The sequence below is a fragment of the Saccharibacillus brassicae genome (genome assembly GCF_006542275.1).
Classification (GTDB): Bacteria; Bacillota; Bacilli; order Paenibacillales; family Paenibacillaceae; genus Saccharibacillus; species Saccharibacillus brassicae.
Genome location: NZ_CP041217.1, coordinates 404,941 through 424,140 on the forward strand (window position 1 = coordinate 404,941; position 19,200 = coordinate 424,140).

A 19,200-nucleotide genomic window follows, 5' to 3' on the forward strand; every position below is an offset into this window, starting at 1 on the left:
GGATTGAAACTGACTCGGTGTAGGCTGCGTGCTCCAGGACTGAGTCGCACCCCGTGTGGGTGCGTGGATTGAAACACCTATGAACGTCGTATCTGATCCCGGCTTTATCGTCGCACCCCGTGTGGGTGCGTGGATTGAAACGACGTATCCGACGCCAGTTTGCCCCCGTCATTCGTCGCACCCCGTGTGGGTGCGTGGATTGAAACGAATCCATCGACTACAAAACGGACAAGGACGGGAACGTCGCACCCCGTGTGGGTGCGTGGATTGAAACTGACCTACGTTTGGGATATGTTCGTCGGCGCCGCGTCGCACCCCGTGTGGGTGCGTGGATTGAAACGGGGTCTCGCCGAGGGCGACGCAGTCGTGCTCCTGTCGCACCCCGTGTGGGTGCGTGGATTGAAACTTACTGGTCACGTCGACTGCAATCGCAGACCTGACGTCGCACCCCGTGTGGGTGCGTGGATTGAAACTCGAATTTCACTTGAGGAGGCACAACGTTTGATGGTCGCACCCCGTGTGGGTGCGTGGATTGAAACGGAGTACTCCACTCGAAAATGACTGGGCAAAGCGGTCGCACCCCGTGTGGGTGCGTGGATTGAAACGGGGCCCCACCCACCGGGCGCTACCGGCTCTGCAGTCGCACCCTGTGTGGGTATGTGGATTGAAACACGGATTCCTTTGTAAGCCGCTTCGGCGTGACGCTGGTCGCACCCCGCGTGGGTGCGTGGATTGAAACAGCGCATGATAAGACTTGCCGCTGCCTATAGTGCCGTCGTACCCCGTGTGGGTGCGTGGATTGAAACAAGGATCGCATACGATTCCGGCAGATGATGTGTGGTCACACCCTATGAGGGTGCGTGAATTGAAACTCGTAGGATAATCACCGCTCAATCACATCTATGGATCGCACCCCAAGCAAGTAATTAAACCCAATCCAAAAAGCCGCAGGATCCAATACCCGCGGCTTCTTTTTGTTACGTTCTGGACTCGCTTTTCTACAGCAGCAGTAATCCTTCCGGGTCATAGCTCTGCTTCGCGCCGACGTGCTCCACTTTTCGCTTCCAGTTCGCTCCAAGCATGTAATAGCGCAAGCTATCCGTTTGAGGATTCATAACGGCTTCAAGCTGCGTTTTCATCTGCTTGAACTGCAGCGGATCAACCAGACATTCAAACACCGAGTTCTGCACGCGTTGGCCGTAATTTTGACAGATTTTCGAGATGGAACGAAGCCGTTTGGCTCCGTCCGGCGAAGTGGTCTGTACATCGTACGTGATCAGCACCAACATGTCGCGCCTCCTTGTCCGTTCCTTTATTCTTTTCTAAGCTCCCCTTACTTGAGGCGGTATGGGCGGCATGATGTAAGGAGCTGCTCATTCCCACAGAAAAGGCGGATAATCGGCCAGATCTCCTCGAATGTGACGGGCAAGCAGCAGTGCTTGCGCATACGGAAGCAGGCCGAGCGGAATCTTTTCTCCGAGAAAAGGATGCGTGATCTCTTCCTGTTTCCGTTTCTGCCAAGCGGCCAACACTTCTTTGCGGGCCTCGTCCTTCAGCAGTACGGCTCCATTTTCTTTGACGACAAAAGACTTTGCAGACAGCTGACGCCGATTGATGAGAGAAAGCACGAGCCGGTCGGCGAGATACGGACGCAGTTCTTCCATAAGGTCAAGCGCAAGACTCGCCCGCCCGGGCCGGTCTCGATGCAGGAAGCCGACCGCCGGATCGAGTCCGACCGTCTCCAGCGCAGAATGAACATCAACGCGCAGCAGCGTGTAGAGGAACGACAGCATCGCATTTAGCGGATCAAGCGGAGGTCTGCGATTACGCGTATGCATATGGAACAGATTCCGGTCGGCCAGTACCAGCTCGTTCATCACACCGAAGTACACGCGTGCCGCTTCGCCTTCCGCTCCCCGGATCGTATCGCCTGTCGGCATTTTCACGACCGATAGCGACAACCGCTTTAGCGTCTGAGCCGCTTCCGTCACTTTCGCTGCATCGATTTCATGCGCATGATCGCGTACGGCACGGCGAAGCACGCTGCGGGAATTGATAATCTTGGCTTGGATAAATCGCCCCGATATGCTTACCGCTTCCGGACCGTCCGCCATGCGGTACTGGCGCCGGCGCAGCAGCACGTTTCCGCTTACCTTGCCCTGAATACGCGCTTGAAATCCGCCGTATGAATTGAGAAACGTAAGTCCTACGCCGCGTTCCGCGCACAAATGGAACAATGCCGGACTCGCACCCGCATACCCGAACGTGACGATCTGCTCCAGATTATGCACGGGCACGCGAAACTTCTCCTGCTGCTCTTTCTCGCCCATAAGCACCAGCACATTTTCGCCGTCCCGAGCCAGATAGCTGTCCGCCGCCGTGACATAGAGCGTATTCAACAGCTTCCTCACGTCACTCCTCCTCTCCCAAATAGGCCTGCATATAAGAATCCACGCTGCCTGTTTTCATTTTGGGCAGACAGACGTTTATGAGCGAACACGATTTGCAGCCGGGACGATAACGCGCGGGCGGCGTCTCTCCCCGTTCGAACAATTCCCGCATTCCCCATAAATAGTCTTCCACGCGAGTTCTCAAGCTGTCCGTGAATACTACCTCGGCCCGCCTCTCCCGTTCTCCGTAAAATAGAGCGCCTTCCGCAACCGTGACGCCGAGCATTTCTTCCAGGCAGATTGCCTGCGCGCACAGCTGCACCTCGTCCCAATCGTCCGGCTTGGGCTTGCCGCGCTTGTATTCGACGGGAAAAGGAATCCATCTGCCGCGGCGGCCGGCCAGCACGGCTCCATAACCCGGAGGCGTCTCCTCGTCGGCTGCGTGAAATTCGACCACATCCGCTTTGCCGCTCAGACCGAGGCGTCTCGACACCAACGGCATCGCACGGGAAATCAGGAGCGAACCTCTTTTTTCCGTCAACATTGGGTTATCCGCACGTTCGTGCAGCAGTTGGCCTTCATACGTTTTGATATTTTCTTCCCACTGCTGCTCGATATGGATCAGCGCCCATTGGCGCGTGCAGAACGAATAATGCTGCAGGCCAGACAACATCAAGAGTTCGTCGTCGGCATAAAGCGGCAGCTTGCTCATCGTTCGCTGAGGGTTACGCCTTGGGGCAGCTGGTCTCCGTTCACGATAATTTCGTAATCCGCATAAGTACGAGCGGGAGCGTCGACGATCTTTCTAGCCGAAATACGCTCGAACAAACGATGTGCCGGCGCATTGCCAAGCTTCGAAGCATGTTCGAACACGATCAATTTGCGCAGCGCCATCTGCCCTCTGGACGCGGAACGATCATGCTCGAACATATTGATGACGGATTCCCACAGCAGTTCCAGATCTTCCGGACCAAAATGCGTTTTCTCCGCCAAATGTCCGGAGACGTAACCGTCCATCCGATAGAGCGCGTAAGGCACGATATGTTTGCGTCCCATCTCCCGTTCTTTCTCCGCGCCTTCCTGGGTAACCGCCTGGCGGGTAATGGTCGTCTCTTGCGAGAAGATCGGGTCGATGCTGCGCGCAAACGTGAACTGGATCGGTCCGCGTACCTGGCCGCAGTTGACTTTGGTCGTCATGACGGCGCCGAAGGCGCGGACATCGTAAAAGTTGTCGCACATCCAATGGGTGAGCAGCGCCGCTTCCGCACGGTCTTTCGGTTTGAGCTCTTTCAACTTGTCGACGTCTTCTTCGCGCAGACTGCGATACGCTTTGCGATGCTGTTCGTTCAGTACCGCTCCTTCGGTCACGTAGATGCGGTGGCCTTCGCCCTGTTCCCGCGTAAGCTCGACATAGTTCCGTACTTTTCGCTTCAGGCAGACGTCCGTCACGATCCCGTGCCCGGTCTCCGGATCGATGCGCGGCATGTTGCCCATATCCGGGTCTCCGTTCGGGTTGCCGTTCGTCACATCGAAAAAGATCGTGAACTCATGTCTGTTAATCGTCGGAATCGGGCTGTCCTCGGTTTGCCGTTCTTGTCCTTCTACTTGGATATCCGTCATTTCGCTGCCTCCGTTTCGATTGTCGCCGACGCTTCGGATTCAACCGTTGGCGCGGACGTCTCTTCAGTTTTGGCCGGAGCCCGATAAGCCGTTTGATGATAATAGCCCAGCATGAACAACCCCTGCTGCTTGAGATCCAGATGATTCGGAAAAGCATCTACCCCTTGCAAAATGCCGGCAATATCCCGATCGCGGAAACGCCCGTACTCGGCTTTGGCCATGTGATGCTGCGCAAGGCGAAGCAGAATCGGAAATACCGCAGCGGGAGTCGCCGAAGCCGAGCCGAAGTAACGATCCTTGATTGTCGCATTCAGGCGACCGGGACCGCCGGCCGCATCCGTTTGCGCCCGTTCCAGGACGGCGAACAATCTGCCGAGCCGGTAGGCCACCGATTGAGCTTCTTCATTTAACATAGGCGTCAAGGCCTCCTTGAATTCGTTTTGTTGATGAATACGCGCGTAACGGACCAGATAGGCTTTGATGACGGAAGCCCGGATCCAGGCACTTCGCCCCTGTTCGCCGTAAGGGGACATCTGTCCGTCGATGCGGGCGCGGTTCACAACCGCAGAGAATACGGAGTAGGGCAGCAATCCGCCGCCCAACATCGCCCGGAACCACTCGCTTTCCATGGAGCCCGAAATGTTTTGCCGCATTTTGGATAGATCGCCCGTCTGCCGTACCGTCTGAAGCATGATGTTGAATAACGTCGGCAGATCGGCCCGATGATTGCCCGGACGTCCCATGGCCATATCTGACGCATACAGACTTAACTTTTGAAATAATTCTTCGAACGAACTCTGCCAGAAAAAGCGTACCGCCAGCCGAGCATTGTTGCCGGACAGGCCAAGCACGTAAAACGAAGCGTCTTTGGCAGGCAGCATGTCGGCAGTTACCGTATCCGCATTTTTTACACGCCCGAGCAAATCTTCGATTTGGCGAGTCAGTTCCCGATTTTCTTCGCCTACAGAAGCTTCGATCGGCTCTGCGGGCGGCTCCTCCATTTCAGCTGCACTTTCTGCCGAATGATCGGATTCCGGCCGAACCTGTTCGCTGCCGGCCGAAGAGGCACCGAATGGTCCGTCGAAGAACGCTCCGAACAGCCCTTCTTGCAAGTCCCATTCTGCTTCGGCTTCGCCCGGAAGACGCTGTGCCCAGAAGACGACCGTCATATCGCCCATCCGGCGCAGGCGATTGCGTTCGGACAAAATCAGATGATTGAGCGCTTTGGCATAACCGACAGAGGCGGCTTCGCTGAACGGAGCGTTATAGCTTTGCTTTTTCCCGTAAGACTCCAGCGACGCAAAGTTAAAAGACACGATGCTCGCTCCCGACGACTGCGCGTTAAGGACCCCTTTGATGTTTACTTTGTGTACTTTGGCGATCGGTTGATTCTCAAGTCCCGTAACCAGGCAATTACCAAGGATCGCCTCGCTGCCGGCTTCCGCCTGCGCAATCGCCGAATCCCACTCGCGCAGCACTTCGGGACTTTCGTGTATATACCGCTCTGCGCCCGCCAACTGGAAAACGAGATTATTGTCGGTCGTACCGACGATTCGCAGCAGTTCGGCGTGCAGCGCCGAATCGGGAAGAATCATCGCCTGCGGGTTCCACTTTTCATAAAAAGCAACGATCGCGCGCGCTTCCGGTTCATGCGAAGCATTCAACAACCGTTTATGCAAATCGGCGCTGCTGGCATATTTAGCGGGCGAAACTTCGATTCCGTTCGTCTTGTCCGCCCGAATGCCGAGTACGTATTCCGCTTTGTCCGACAGAAAAAAAGGCTTGATTCCGCTTGTACGCACCGGGTGTTCCGGCACCTTCATACGCAGCGGTACGACCTTTTTCCCCTGCTGCACACGAATATCGACGATTTTTCGCACTTCGCCGTCTTCATCGATTTCCAAGACAAAAGAAACTTTGTCGGAACTGTATCCCGGCTTGGACATTCCCGAATTTTTGTCCTGCAGCAGTTGTTCGTACCGTTCATAGAGCGATTGCACGATCATGAACGCACCTCCCGGTTGTGCAGATCCGGCACCTCAATCACGCCTTCGCGCATCACGGCCCGGAAAAATTTCGGTGAAATCTCGGATCCGTACTCCAGATCCCACAGCATCCACTGCAAATCTCGTTCGACTGCATCCCGGTACACCGAACTTGGCAGCACGTCATTTTCTTCAATCAGTTCGAAGTTCACGGGGAATTCCCGGCATCCGAAATAAGGCTGATGGTAGTACTGCCCGATGCGTGCCCGTCTCGAAAAGATACTGTAGTGCTTCTCCGGGTTGTCTGTCGCGCCGGCGCTGTCCGTCATTTCGAAATGGGCTTCAATGACGTAGGCCACGTCGCGCAGCATAACGGTCATGCGCTGCTGCCGCTCTTCCGACGACGCTTGATTCAATGCGACGTGCCGCCCGTTCATCGCCGATTTGACCTGCGCAGCCGAAATTTTCCCTTCTACCTCGTTGCGCCGCACCGAATCGAAAGAAATTTCGTTCAGCACGTGAATGCGATCAATCACCCAGCGTATAGCCGGCTTCCAGTGAATGGCTTCCAAAATGCCGCGTGCCGCCGAAGGCGTCATTACGTCGTAACTTACGCGTTCCGCCTTCATCTCCGGACGCGTGAAGCATGCCCGATCTCCCCACACATGCAGCTTGATTCCATATCCCATGACGAGGTTTCTCCTTTCCCTGCTGCCTGCTTACACAATCCATAGTTCCTTGGTTGCACTCTCCTGCGAATAAGGCTTAATTCCCGTTTTTGCTTCGTACCAGGCGTTCGGTCTGGCAAGCGCGAAGATCCCTTCCCTTACTTCGTCCAATTCGCCGGCCCGGTGACACTCCTCAAATTCGTACGGATACAGTTGAACGGTATAAGGCTGCAGCGCACGCATGATAGGACGGATCGAGTAAGGTTCATTTCTCAACTGATCGAGCCATCTTCTGGCTGTGCCTGAATAGGAAAGATCGTCGGGATCTTCTCCACGTTCCAACGCAGCCGCCCGTTCTTGGTCATCCACATACGGGATCAGCAGCGTCTTCATCGACGAATCGATCAAGCGGAATTTATGGCCGACCTCCTTGAAAGGAAAAGACATCTTTCTGGCGCCTTCTTCCAGCATCGGCAAAATGCCTTCCGTATCGTTCTGGTCGATCGTTTCGTTATGTCCGTAAAAAAAGAGCTGTGAGAAATAGGCCTGCACCGCTTCAATCGACAATGGACTTTGGCCGCTTCCCCCGAACTTGACGAGCAGATCGCGTGCAACTTCGCCGGTACGGCTCATCCAGCCTTCCGGCAGTCCTTTCTCCGTCTCGAATACATGCACCTGTCCCAGACAGCGCTGCCCGTTCTGTTCCAAACGTCCGTTGCGGTTGCAGCGTCCCGCTGCCTGCGCGATCGAATCGAGACCGGCCAACTCCCGATAGACGACCGGAAAGTCGATATCGACGCCGGCCTCGATCAACTGCGTACTGACCAGCACGCAAGCAAGTCCGTCCCGAAGCCGCTGCTTGACCGTGTCCAGAATGTCGCGTCGATGCTTGGGACACATGCGCGCGCTCAGATGATATAACTCGTCTTCTTCATAACGGTTTGCCAGTGTAGCGTGCAATTCCCGCGCATTGCCCCGCGTATTGACGATACAAAGCGCTTGCCCTCCGGCTGCCGCGACCTGTTCCGCCAAGTCTGCCCATTCCATCCGCCCTTCGAACCGAACTTCCACACGCTCGAACTGTTCATACCGGCGCTGCGGATCGGCTACCGTTTCCCGAATGACGGCATGAGGGATCAGCTTGGCCGCCGGCGGCTGGGTCGCCGTACAAAAAAGCACCGAGCAGCCGTAATTACGGACGAGTTCATCCAGCGCATACAGGCACGGTCGGAAAAATCCGCCGTTCATCATCTGGGCTTCGTCGAGCACAATGATACTTCCGGCGATATTATGCAGCTTGCGCGAAGGAGAACGCCGCGACGCGAACAGCGATTCGAAAAATTGCACGTTCGTCGTCACGACCAGCGGCAGTTCCCAATTTTCTTCAGCCAGCTTCTGCCGTTCCGTCGTCTCAAAAGCTTCCGTTCCGTGATCGTGCAGGCTATGCTGAAAATTGGAGTGATGTTCCAATACGTGCTCGTCGCCGAGAATATCCCGAAACTCTTGGGCATTTTGTTCGATGATCGAGGTGTAAGGAATCACGTAGAGAATCCGGCGAAGCCCGTGCCTGACCGCATGTTCCAGCGCGAAGCCGAGCGAGACCTGCGTTTTGCCGCTGCCCGTAGGCAGGGTAAGGCTGAATAATCCCAGAGGATCGGCCGCGCGATGCATCGTTTCTTCGAAAATCTCCGTTCTCCAGCGGTCGATATCGCCACGCGGGGCACGGAATTTGGCGGCACGGTAATCGTAAAAACGCTGCCTTAGCCGCTTCCACAGCTTGGCCATCCTCTCCTCTGCTTCTTCTTCGCGCTTGCGCAAACCGTGGCGCGACGGATCGGAGAAAGCTTCGGTATTGAGCGAATCGGCATCGACCAGACACGAGAACAACATTCGGGTAAAAAAAGAAAGCTGGAACCCGGGCGCGGGTCCGGGCTTGATCGGAAAAGTTTGCGGCGCCTGCGGGACAACGATCTCTGCACGAAAAGCGCTGTAATCTTCCAACTGTTGATTTTGGGAAAGTCTTTTACGCAAACAGGCGTTGTGGTCCGCTTCCGACGTTCCGTAGTCCGGCAGACCCGAATGATGTCCGGCAATGACGTAAGCGAGCAAACGCGCAGCCGCTTGCTCTGAACCGGTGCTTGACCAGTGCTGTACAAGCGCAAGCGCTCCGGCGGTCGCGTGATCGACCTTTTGGGTCGAACCTTTGAGTCTGTGCTGAAAAGCCTCCGAGTATTTGCCCAGATCGTGCAGACGTCCCGCAGCCTTCGCCCACTGTTCGGCTCCGAAAGGCTTGGCCATGTCGCCTGCCAACCTTTCAACCTCGGTTAAATGAGTCCGGAGCAGCTGCCACGTTGATTCCGGACCGATCGACTTGTCTTCCCTCTGCTTCGTATGCGCGTAATAGGGCAAGGCTTGTTCTCCTTTGAATGAGTTCGAGGCTATTCTGGATGCTTGCTTAATTAAATTCGGCATTATCCATAAATATCCTTCAAAGAGATTAATTTATTTTATATACGTTTGCTTGTTTTTATCTCAAACATGCGAACCTGAAGCTCCCATGCTATTCCCGGGAGGTTCGCACCCCTTACGCGATAAGGGCTGCAGCCTTTTCGCTTGTATTTTTGTCCGCTTTTCGTTAGGCTGATTTTGAGGTTCGCACTTTTGAGGCCGAAACCCCTTGCGGGGTAAGGTCTCGGAGTGGGTGCAGTCGCTCCCCGTGCGGGAGCGTGGATTGAAACGTCTGATCGGGAGCTGCATAGATTGTGGCTGTCAGTCGCTCCCCGTGCGGGAGCGTGGATTGAAACTTATCTCTACGAATTCTTCTTGTTGCTCGCATTCGTCGCTCCCCGTGCGGGAGCGTGGATTGAAACCGACATGAGTATCACGTACAGCGATCTCGATAGTGTCGCTCCCCGTGCGGGAGCGTGGATTGAAACGAAAAAGAAAAAAGAGAAAAAAGCCAAGAAGCCGAGTCGCTCCCCGTGCGGGAGCGTGGATTGAAACCAAGTACCCGATGCGTAAGCATACATTTGATCCGGTCGCTCCCCGTGCGGGAGCGTGGATTGAAACGAGAAAAGCCGCAAAAACTGGCGGCGATGTGATGGGTCGCTCCCCGTGCGGGAGCGTGGATTGAAACAGTCTCCAGCCGCTGATCCAAGTAAACGTTGATTGTCGCTCCCCGTGCGGGAGCGTGGATTGAAACCGTTCCGATGAAGTCGACGAACTGCTCGCTGCGGTCGCTCCCCGTGCGGGAGCGTGGATTGAAACCGAAGCCACGCTACCAAGATGGGCAGATGCTTCGTCGCTCCCCGTGCGGGAGCGTGGATTGAAACGTGGATGTGCGGGATGCTTCGGAAGCTTGGAATGGTCGCTCCCCGTGCGGGAGCGTGGATTGAAACGTCTCGGTCGCGTGTTTAGCGGTCAGGTTGAACGGTCGCTCCCCGTGCGGGAGCGTGGATTGAAACTCCACCATAGGGCGACTGCTCGTAAACATGTCATCGTCGCTCCCCGTGCGGGAGCGTGGATTGAAACGTTTTCTGGCATTTGGGCCGACGCTATCAAGACTTGTCGCTCCCCGTGCGGGAGCGTGGATTGAAACTCGCTCATCCAGCGTGATGACCTTGTACAACCGGGGTCGCTCCCCGTGCGGGAGCGTGGATTGAAACTTGCGCCGTCTGTTGCATCTGCTGCGTTTGTTGCGGTCGCTCCCCGTGCGGGAGCGTGGATTGAAACTTGCATATAATAACGATGTACTGAATATATGTTCGTCGCTCCCCGTGCGGGAGCGTGGATTGAAACTACAATACTTACTGGAAACAGCAGCGGCTGCGTCTGTCGCTCCCCGTGCGGGAGCGTGGATTGAAACATGTACGTTGATGACCGGTACTTTATGGGGGTTAAGGTCGCTCCCCGTGCGGGAGCGTGGATTGAAACCATGTCAGAAAGCAAGTCTTCGAACCGCTGCCGCGTCGCTCCCCGTGCGGGAGCGTGGATTGAAACACGGTAAGCGGAGAGCGAGCGATCGTCGAGCAAGAGTCGCTCCCTGTGCGGGAGCGTGGATTGAAACAGCTCCAAGCGCTTGACCTGCTCCATCGCGTTGGTCGCTCCCCGTGCGGGAGCGTGGATTGAAACTGGCACGCTGCACGGCCTCTCCGCCCTCCACAGCGGTCGCTCCCCGTGCGGGAGCGTGGATTGAAACCTGGTCAACGAACAAGCGATTATGGATCTGCTGTGTCGCTCCCCATGCGGGAGCGTGGATTGAAAGAAGGGCTCGACGTCTCCCAAAAAATCGTCCCACCGTCGCTCCCCATGCGGGAGCGTGGATTGAAACTCTATAGGTGTAAAAAGAAACGGCCCCGCGGCGTGGTCGCTCCCCATGCGGGAGCGTGGATTGAAACTCCGCTTGGAGCTGCTCCGCTTGTTGCGCCGTCTGTGTCGCTCCCCATGCGGGAGCGTGGATTGAAACCGCTAACGACTTCTCATTATGTACACGTCAATTCGTCGCTCCCCGTGCGGGAGCGTGGATTGAAACGCGAGAACCGGAAACCTATGCCTTTAAGCCTTTGTCGCTCCCCGCCCGAGAGCGTAGATTAAAACTCGACCATCTTGCCGCCTTTCGCCTTGCAGAAATACACCCCCCCACACCCCTCTCCAACAAAAAAAGACGCAAACGGCCATTCCTCCGTTTGCGCCTTTTTTTATACCTTCCCGCAGTAGCAAACCGCTGCGCCTAACTCCTTAAGCTTCCTCAATCTTCACCGTCATCCCCTGCAGGGCCGCTCCGGCGGAGCGGTTCAGGCGGAAAGACTGTTCGCCGAAGGAGACTTCTTCGCCGCCCTGGAAGCGGATATTGCGCGCGACGGCGTAATGCACGACCGAGAACGTCAGCTCGAAGATCTCGTTGCCGGAGCGGCGCGAGTCGAGCATCTCGAACTCTTCGGAGCCGAAGTCTGCCATGCCGTGCGTGTACGCCGCTCCGCCTCCCTCGCTGCCGTACAGGCCGACGAATACCCACAGGTTCACCGGCAGCTCGTTTTCCTTGAGCAGCTCGGTGCTCGCCAGGTAATCCGCCCGGCTGACGAGCAGCGGCGCGGAATAGACGGCAATCGCGTTCGGTTCGCTCGCCAGCAGCGCCGCGACGGCCTGCGTCAGGAAGCGGTGGCCGCTCAGCCCGTTGCCCGCGTTGCGCAGCTCCACGAGCAGCTGCGCGGCGTAGCCGGACACTTCCTGCTCCGCTTCCGGCCACAGCCGGTTGTACTTGCCGTTCTCCTCGACCTCGCCATCCGGCAGCGGAGCGGGGAGATATTCCGCCGTCACGGTCATGCCGCGGTAGTGCGCGATAAACCGCCCTTCGTGCAGGCCGCCTTCCGCTTCGATGCCCTGCACGCGCAGCATTTGCAGCACGCCGCTGAACGCGGGCGGCTGGGCCGTACGCAGCAGCACGTGGCGGCTCAGCGCCCGGGTATCCGGCCGGTGTTCCGGCACGGCGGTCCAGCTGCGCTCGCCTGCGTACACTTCGCGGTACCCGCCCGAAGGGTCGCGAACGCCGCGCTCCGTTTCTTCTTCGCCGCTTTTTTCTTTTTTAAACCACTTGGTGAAAAAACTCATCGTTGTCGGCTCCTCTCTGTGTTCCGGCTGCGGATGCACGCCTTATCCAAATGTCCGCCGAACTTCATGCTGTCGTCCATAAGCCGTCCATGGTGCTTGGTGTGTCAAAAGCCTTCGATCTTCAGCGATTCGCCCGCCACCTGCACGCCGGGCGAACGCACCAGCCGCAGCGTACTCATGCCGGCGGCTTCCGCTTCCGGGGAATACGCCGACATGGAAGACGGGTTGCGCCGGAAACTGATCTTTTCGCCGCCCGAGAACCGGACGTCGTGCTCGAAAATATGGAACAGCGCGGCCATCATCATCTCGTACGTTTCGCCGACCGGCACGAGCGTATCCGTCACTTCCAGTTCGGGCATGCCGAAGTCCGGCAGTCCGAATGTGTGGCCGCCGACGACGCCGTTCTCGTCGCGCTGCACGCGAATAAATCCCCACAGCGTAGCCGGAAGCCGGCCTTTTTTGAGCTGCTTCACGGTAATGCGGTAGCTTTTTACGGTAAACAGCTTCGGATCGTTATGAATCGCCAGCGCGCCGGGCGTATCGAGCAGCGCCGCGACCGTTTGCGTCAGCAGCATATGCCCGCGAATCCCGTCGGCAGCGCCGCTTACGGACACTTCGATATACGCCGCATAACGTTCGATGTCCGCCTGGGCTTGCCCCAGATACGGATTTTCCGCAAAATCGTGTTCGATCCGCCGATTCGGCACCACATCCGGCACATAGCGGCAGCGCACGGTCATGCCTTCATGCTTGAAGACCAGTTCTCCGCCTGCCACCGCCGCGTGCGTTTCGATCTGCCATTCGGCGAGCATCGCTTCGGCGAAACCGGAAAAAGCGCCCAGACTGTCGTCCGCTTTTCGCAGCAGCAGACGACTCGTCAACGTGCGCAGGGTGCCGTCGGGCAAAAATCCCGGAACGGCGGAATGTCCGCTTTGCCAGCCTTGTTCCTTGTCTTTTTTAACAAATTCATTCATGATGCCAGCCCCTCTCGATGCCGTACTGCTTATTTGGTCGGCTGCATCCATGCACATCCGTTCACATCAATTCGCTCATATAATACCGGATCTGCCGGCGCCACCACAGCCAGTCGTGCTCCGAATCGTATCCCCAGAAGTCCACGCGCGCGGGAATCCCTTTATTGTACAGCACTTCGCCGAGCCGCGCCGTCTCTTCCCGCATTTCGTCTTCCCACGCGCCCTGCCCGCAGCAGATCAGAATGGTTCTGTCGCGGTACTGGCCCAGCAGACTCTCGTCGACGAGGCCCGGCAGATAGTCGAGCGGCGAGTTGAAATAGACGGCTCCGTCGCGGTAATCGCCGAAGAAATGGTTGACCGAATACACCCCGCTCAGCGCAAGCAGCGTATCGAACGACTCCGGATACCGGAAAAAGAAATTCCCGCTGTAATAAGCGCCCATCGAACAGCCGCTGATCAGTATTTTCTGCGCGTCGCCGCCGTTGTTGTGCGCACTTTCGTGCAAAATGCCCGGAACGAGTTCGTGCATGATATAGCCGTTGTACTGTTCGTGCCGGCCGATTCGGGCCTGAATGTCCCAATGCGCCGAGAAAAACGTCTCTTCGTCCAGCGTGTCGCAGGCCCAGACCTGAAGCTTGCCCGCGTCGATCCACGGAGCCAGCTCCTCGATCATGCCGGAATCTTCATATTGATAAAAGCGTCCGAGCGACGTCGGGAACACCAGCATCGGTTTTCCCCGGTCGCCGTACACTTTGTATTCCATATCTCGGCCGAGCGCCGGACTGTATTGTTTCCGATACTGCACAGTGACCATCGCCTTGCCCTCCGCCTCTTGTCCTGTTTGGCCCAACTGCCCGGCTCTTTGCTTCCCGCCAAGCCTGCTCGGCTCTTACGTCCACTCTTCCTGAATCAGATCCGCGATCCGCCGCACGCCGTCCAGCGAATCCGCCCGGAACTGGTAAGCCCGGTTGCCGCTCGCACGGCTGAAGATCTCGTCAATCTCGTCGTAGCGCACCAGAGCGTCGCCCAGTTCATGTTGAAGATCTTCATGGCTGCGCACGTAATGCTTGCGGTCTTTGCGGCTCGCGTAACCCGTATAATAATGCCCGGCCGGAGGCTCGCCGCTGCCGCCGTGCACGACCATATTCGCCCACTTCGTATACACGTCGACCTCGTAGGCATAATTGATCGAATCCGTCATCCAGGCACCCGGAGGACGCATATTCACTTCGAGCGCGATCAGACGGCCGTCTTTGTGCGATTTGAACAGTTCAATATGGAAAAAGCGTTCCCGGATCCCGAAAGCGTCCAGAATGCTGCGTCCCGCCCGCTCCACTTCCGCATCGACGTCCTTGAGGCAGAAATAGCGCAGATGGTCGTCGTCGCTCACCACTTTCATGATGCTCTGCTCGAAGCGGTGGCTGGCGTGAAACCGCACGATGCCGTCATGGTCGATCAGGCCGTCATACGTGAGAATGATGCCGTCGATAAACTCTTCCATAATAAATTCGGTATCCGCCGGCGACGTATGGAAGAAATAATCCAGCTCTGCCTGATCGCTCAACTTGTACGTATGGCTGGCACCCGATCCCAGATCCGGCTTGACGACGACCGGGAAGCCGTTCTCCGCGATAAACGCCGCTGCACTGTCCCGGTTCGGATTTTTGAGAAACCGCACCGTGTCGACGCCGCTTTGGCGGAAAAAGTCTTTCATTTTCGATTTGTGCTTGAGGTTGTCGATAAAATCGGCTTTGGTGCCATCGATATTAAAGTCGGTGCGCATGCGCGCGTCGCTCTCCAACCAGTATTCGTTCAACGATTCGAAGCGATCGATTCTGCCGTATTTATGGGTAAAATACCCCGTCGCGCGCAGCGTCTCGTCTTCGTTCTCCATCTGTTCGACGCGGTAATATTCCGTGAGCGCCGCCTGAAGCCGCGGAGACAGACTGTCGTACGGCGCGTCGCCGATGCCGAGCACCGTCGCGCCTTCCTCATGCAGCCGAATCGCGAACTCGCCGCTGCTGGCAGGGAAATGAGGAGAGAAAAACACAAAATTCATAGCCGGACCGCCTCCATCGCAAGATTGTACCTAATTTATCAGTCTGAGGGTGTTTCGTCAATTTACCGATCTCTGATCTGCTATGTAAAACGCCGCCGGCAGAAGCCCGGCGGCGAATTCGTCGGCCCGAGAGCCGACCTTGCATGGGGATGCGCGAACCCCTCGGCAGGCATTCGCCTCCGTGTCCGATCAAGCCCGCCCTACAACCTTTTCTCCAGCCGCACGGTCGATTTGATGCTCGACGCGTGCGGCGAGAGTTTGCGCTCGGCCAGGCGAAGCATGGCCGGATTATCGCCCGGAACGCCGAGCAGCTGGTGCGCGAAGCGTTCCGGCAGGCGATGCCGGCGGTTCACCTCCGCGAACAGCGCCATGCCGCTGGCATGCAGGCGATGTTCCGGCCGCACGTACATCGAGCGAAACAGCAGCAGGTTGGACGCGAGCTGCTGGATGCCGATCCAGCCGGCGATCCGGCCGCCGATCTTCATCAGCGTGCTGAACTCGGGATGCAGCAGCCGTTCTTCGGGCAGCGGATGCAGTTCCGGCGGAAGCTGCGCCGCAAGGTGGTCCAGTTCCGCCCGTTCTTCGGGCGAAGCGGACAGAAGCGGCGCAAGTTCGGTGCCGGGCGGCAGAACCAGCCGATCCAGGCGTCCCGCTCCAAGCAGGTCCGCCGCGCGAAGCGTATACGTGCGAATCAAGAGCTGCTCGTTGGCGTAGCCCCGGCTGCGCAGAAAATCCAGTTCCGGCGCCGGTTTGTCTTTGCGCAGCGTCAGCGTGACCCGGCAGACGCGGCAGCCGGCATCGAGCAGCTGGCGCTCGGCTTCCAGCAGCAGCCGGCTGCCGATGCCCAAATGGCGAAACAGCTCGGGCGTATGCAGCACGCTGATACTGCCCGTGCCGGATCTTGGATGCGCGATGACGAGCGCCGTGCCTACGGACAAGCCGTCCAGTTCGGCTGTCAAAGCGATCGCTCCGGGCGGCAGTCGATCGCTGAGGCCCGGCAGATGATCCCGGAACTGCCCGGCTTCCGCCGGAAGCTTTTTGATGACGATCATGGGGTTGGGCTCCTTCCGGTTGGGCTGCGGCTGGATGATCCGTATCGTTCGCGTCAAAGCAGACGGTCAAAGAAGCCGCTTGAAGCGTTTATTCGGCGGACTTGGCCGATTCGAGCGTATCCGTCTCCGGATTGTACGTCAGCTGCTCCGGGTTCGCGGAAGGCAGAGCCGACTGCGTGACCGGAGGCAGGATTGTGCCCGGCAGCGGGAACGTACCCGGAATCGTTCCCGGGAACGGGAAGCCTGGGAACGGGAAGCCCGGGATATTCGGCAGCATAGGCGGCAGGATCACGGGCGGAAGCGTTGGCGGCGGGCTGCTCTTGAGATAAGTTTCGGTGAGGGTAACCAAATTCCGGCTCAATTCGTCCACTTTTTGTTGGAGAGCCGGAAGTTGGACAGCGGCATATTTCTTGGCTTCTTCAATCGCTACGATCAAACCGATTCCGCCGGTGCCGTCGCTATGGTCTTTCAACGCTTTTTCCGCTGCCTGAATCGCGGCGGACAGCTCTTCGAAACGCCATGCGAAGCGATTTCCTTCGAGTACCTGCTGCAGCTTGACCAAGCTTTGCGTAAGCTGCTGTTCCTTGTCCCCCTCGATCACGAACGGATCGGGGTTTTGGTTTTCCAATCCGGACAACCCTTCGTAGAACGACTCGTATACGGCTTGGCTGACCTGACGCGGCTGCGTGCCGATCTCAAGAGTCGAAGAAGCCGCACGGGCAATCGCCAATTTTCTCGTAAGGCCGGTGTAATTTTTGGAAGCGCGCAGCGTTTTGGTCTCGTTCGCCAGCTTGTCGGCAGCCTGATTCAGCTGCGTCTGCGTGAGCGTATCGCTCTCAAGCGCCGTTTGTGCCTGCGCCAACAAGAGCGACAGCGCATCGTGGTTCAGCTTCGGATAATCCGCGCCGACCTGTTCGCCGACGGACGCTTCCTTGAGCGCAAGCCCGGCATCCGCGGCCGCCGCTTTCAAAGAGGCTTTGGGATCGACAGGCGTCACTACAGGTGGTGTGATCACGGGCGGGGTTACCGGAGGCGTGACTACAGGCGGCGTGACCGCAGGCGTCGTCCTACCCGCGGAAGGCTGCGGGGCCGAAGGCAAGGCAGCCGGGACAAACGCCTCGAATCCGTTGATCAGCCGGAACTTGTCGGAGACCCGGCTCCAGTCTTTGACAAAATCCGAGAGCTTGGCCAGCTGCGGGATCAGGATGTCGCGGATGCTGGCTCTCGGTCCCATCGACAGCATCGCGTTTTCGTGAACGGCGAAAATATCGACGGTCGCGTTGAGGTTAACGGCCGACGCCGTTTTTTCGATCTTGATCGAAGGAATCGTGACACTCTCATCGCCGTCGATCGAAGCGTTCTGCCGGACGTTGATCTCCGCCATTTTCGTTCCTTCAAGCGCGGCCATCCGAACGTTCGTCTTGTCCAGCACGACCTGTCCCAACCGCGCCGATTGGAAAACGACCGTATTGTCGTCGCCGCCGCGGATATTCGTGACGCCCGTGACGATCAGTCCCGTACTGGAAAAGTCGTGCTTCACTTGGGTGCCGATCGTGAAATCGCCGCCGATCTCCAGCTTGTTCAGCGTGAAGTAGTCGCCGTTCACCGTAACCGCGCCGTGAACTTTGACGCCGGCGCCGTCCAGCGTCAGGTTGCCGCTGAATTCCGGCTTGCCCGCGTCGGCCGCCCGGCCGGCCGCGTTCAGTTCAAGGCCGCGTACCTGCGTTACGATACCGTTCGCGATCGTGAGCTTCGCGCTTGCTCCGGCGAGAGCCGGGGCGTTGGCCGCCGAGAACAGGCCGGACAGTTCCGGCGCGGCGGCGTAGGCTACGCCGCCGAGCTTGACGATGCCGTTCTGCACGGCTTCGATCGTCTGCGGCTGCAGGTTCGAAGCGGCGAGCACGGCCGATGCGGCTTCGCCGCGCAGCACCTGCTGGCCCGGCTTCACGCCCTGCGCGTAGACGCCGAGCAGACCGGCCGCCGCGGATTCGCGCAGCGCCGGAGCGGCCCACGAACTTGCCGCGGCCAAGTCGCTTTCGGCAAGGCCGAGTCCCGGAATGCGTACCGGCGTCGCGGACAGGTCCAGCGCTTTGGCGAGCACGACGGCCATCTGTTCCTGCGTGACCGGAGCGTCCGGCAGGAAGGCGCTGCCGCTGCCCGTCATCCAGCCTTTGGCCAGCAGCGCTTCGGCTGCCGAAGAAGCCCACGAAGAAGTCTTGAGGTCTTTGAAGGACGAAGCGGACGGCTTGGACGTCGTGTCGAGTCCGAACGAACGCGCGACCAGCACGGCGAATTCGGCGCGGGTCAAGCCGCGGTTTACGGCCAGGCTGCCCTGCGCGTCGCCTGTAAGGATGCCTCTTGCCTGGGCACGCTGCACATCGGTGCCGGGCAGAGTCAAAGCTTCGGGAGCGGCAGCGGATTTAGTAGTAGGAACTTGAGCATTGGGAGCTTGAACGGCAGGAGCTTGAGCGGAAAAATCCGAAGGGGTGGAAGCTTGCGCGGAGAAAGGGAACGCCAGCACGGCAGCGGCCAAAGCCGTAACGGTGGCGCCTTTTGCGGAGAAAAATTTCGTGGATACGGTTGTCATGGAGGGCTCCTTAGATTGCGCCTGCGGACAGGTCGCAGCTTGTAATATGAATAACTTAATAATAGTTCAAATTTGGGCAAAAGCAATATAAATTCGACATATTCGACAATTTTCGTAACACAAGCGCCTTTAGTATTCTCTTTGCTCTTTTTTGTTCGTTTTTTCTCCTTTTTACACAGCAAAAAGGCCGCATGCACTTTCCCGCAAGAAAGCGCGCGCGGCCGAACATTTTTTGTCTTAACGCTGGTCGGAATACCG

13 protein-coding genes and 2 CRISPR repeat arrays (1 of these 15 only partly in view) are annotated in these 19,200 nt (G+C 57.7%); all 13 genes read right to left on the minus strand.

Annotation, left to right across the window (positions count from 1 at the left end; genetic code table 11):
- Positions 1 to 872: a CRISPR direct-repeat array (repeat unit 32 nt; unit sequence GTCGCACCCCGTGTGGGTGCGTGGATTGAAAC) (it extends 1,085 nt beyond the left edge of the window).
- Between the two features lie 126 nt (positions 873 to 998).
- Positions 999 to 1,289: a CRISPR-associated endonuclease Cas2 gene (cas2, locus tag FFV09_RS01680; RefSeq protein ID WP_141446073.1), complete on the minus strand. Its 291-nt coding sequence runs from the start codon at positions 1,287 to 1,289 to the stop codon at positions 999 to 1,001.
- A gap of 84 nt (positions 1,290 to 1,373) precedes the next feature.
- Positions 1,374 to 2,411 (minus strand): type I-C CRISPR-associated endonuclease Cas1c, encoded by a 1,038-nt coding sequence (gene cas1c, locus FFV09_RS01685; RefSeq protein ID WP_141446074.1) that lies wholly within the window; start codon positions 2,409 to 2,411, stop codon positions 1,374 to 1,376.
- Position 2,412: 1 nt separating this feature from the next.
- Entirely contained in the window at positions 2,413 to 3,063 is a 651-nt protein-coding gene (gene cas4, locus FFV09_RS01690; RefSeq protein ID WP_246098446.1) for a CRISPR-associated protein Cas4, read from the minus strand.
- Between the two features lie 35 nt (positions 3,064 to 3,098).
- Positions 3,099 to 4,010: a type I-C CRISPR-associated protein Cas7/Csd2 gene (cas7c, locus tag FFV09_RS01695; protein ID WP_141446076.1), complete on the minus strand. Its 912-nt coding sequence runs from the start codon at positions 4,008 to 4,010 to the stop codon at positions 3,099 to 3,101.
- Positions 4,007 to 6,016, minus strand: coding sequence for a type I-C CRISPR-associated protein Cas8c/Csd1 (cas8c, locus tag FFV09_RS01700; protein ID WP_141446077.1), 2,010 nt, complete (start codon positions 6,014 to 6,016; stop codon positions 4,007 to 4,009). The genes cas7c and cas8c overlap by 4 nt, the downstream gene beginning before the upstream one ends.
- Positions 6,013 to 6,684 (minus strand): type I-C CRISPR-associated protein Cas5c, encoded by a 672-nt coding sequence (cas5c, locus tag FFV09_RS01705; RefSeq protein WP_141446078.1) that lies wholly within the window; start codon positions 6,682 to 6,684, stop codon positions 6,013 to 6,015. The genes cas8c and cas5c overlap by 4 nt, the downstream gene beginning before the upstream one ends.
- Positions 6,685 to 6,714: 30 nt before the next feature.
- Positions 6,715 to 9,135 (minus strand): CRISPR-associated helicase Cas3', encoded by a 2,421-nt coding sequence (gene cas3 / locus FFV09_RS01710; protein ID WP_141446079.1) that lies wholly within the window; start codon positions 9,133 to 9,135, stop codon positions 6,715 to 6,717.
- Positions 9,136 to 9,369: 234 nt separating this feature from the next.
- Positions 9,370 to 11,259: direct repeats of the CRISPR family, unit length 32 nt; unit sequence GTCGCTCCCCGTGCGGGAGCGTGGATTGAAAC.
- A gap of 141 nt (positions 11,260 to 11,400) precedes the next feature.
- Positions 11,401 to 12,270, minus strand: a complete 870-nt coding sequence (locus FFV09_RS01715) for a DUF4261 domain-containing protein (RefSeq protein WP_141446080.1) — start codon at positions 12,268 to 12,270, stop codon at positions 11,401 to 11,403.
- Positions 12,271 to 12,374: 104 nt separating this feature from the next.
- Entirely contained in the window at positions 12,375 to 13,244 is an 870-nt protein-coding gene (locus FFV09_RS01720; RefSeq protein WP_170314901.1) for a DUF4261 domain-containing protein, read from the minus strand.
- Between the two features lie 61 nt (positions 13,245 to 13,305).
- Positions 13,306 to 14,058, minus strand: coding sequence for an esterase family protein (locus FFV09_RS01725; protein ID WP_141446082.1), 753 nt, complete (start codon positions 14,056 to 14,058; stop codon positions 13,306 to 13,308).
- Between the two features lie 75 nt (positions 14,059 to 14,133).
- Entirely contained in the window at positions 14,134 to 15,303 is a 1,170-nt protein-coding gene (locus FFV09_RS01730; RefSeq protein ID WP_141446083.1) for an ATP-grasp domain-containing protein, read from the minus strand.
- Positions 15,304 to 15,503: 200 nt separating this feature from the next.
- A complete protein-coding gene (locus tag FFV09_RS01735) occupies positions 15,504 to 16,355 on the minus strand; it encodes a GNAT family N-acetyltransferase (RefSeq protein ID WP_141446084.1) in 852 nt (283 codons plus the stop codon).
- Between the two features lie 88 nt (positions 16,356 to 16,443).
- Complete coding sequence (locus FFV09_RS01740) at positions 16,444 to 18,942, minus strand: S-layer homology domain-containing protein (RefSeq protein ID WP_141446085.1); 2,499 nt, start codon at positions 18,940 to 18,942, stop codon at positions 16,444 to 16,446.
- Positions 18,943 to 19,200: the final 258 nt, after the last annotated feature.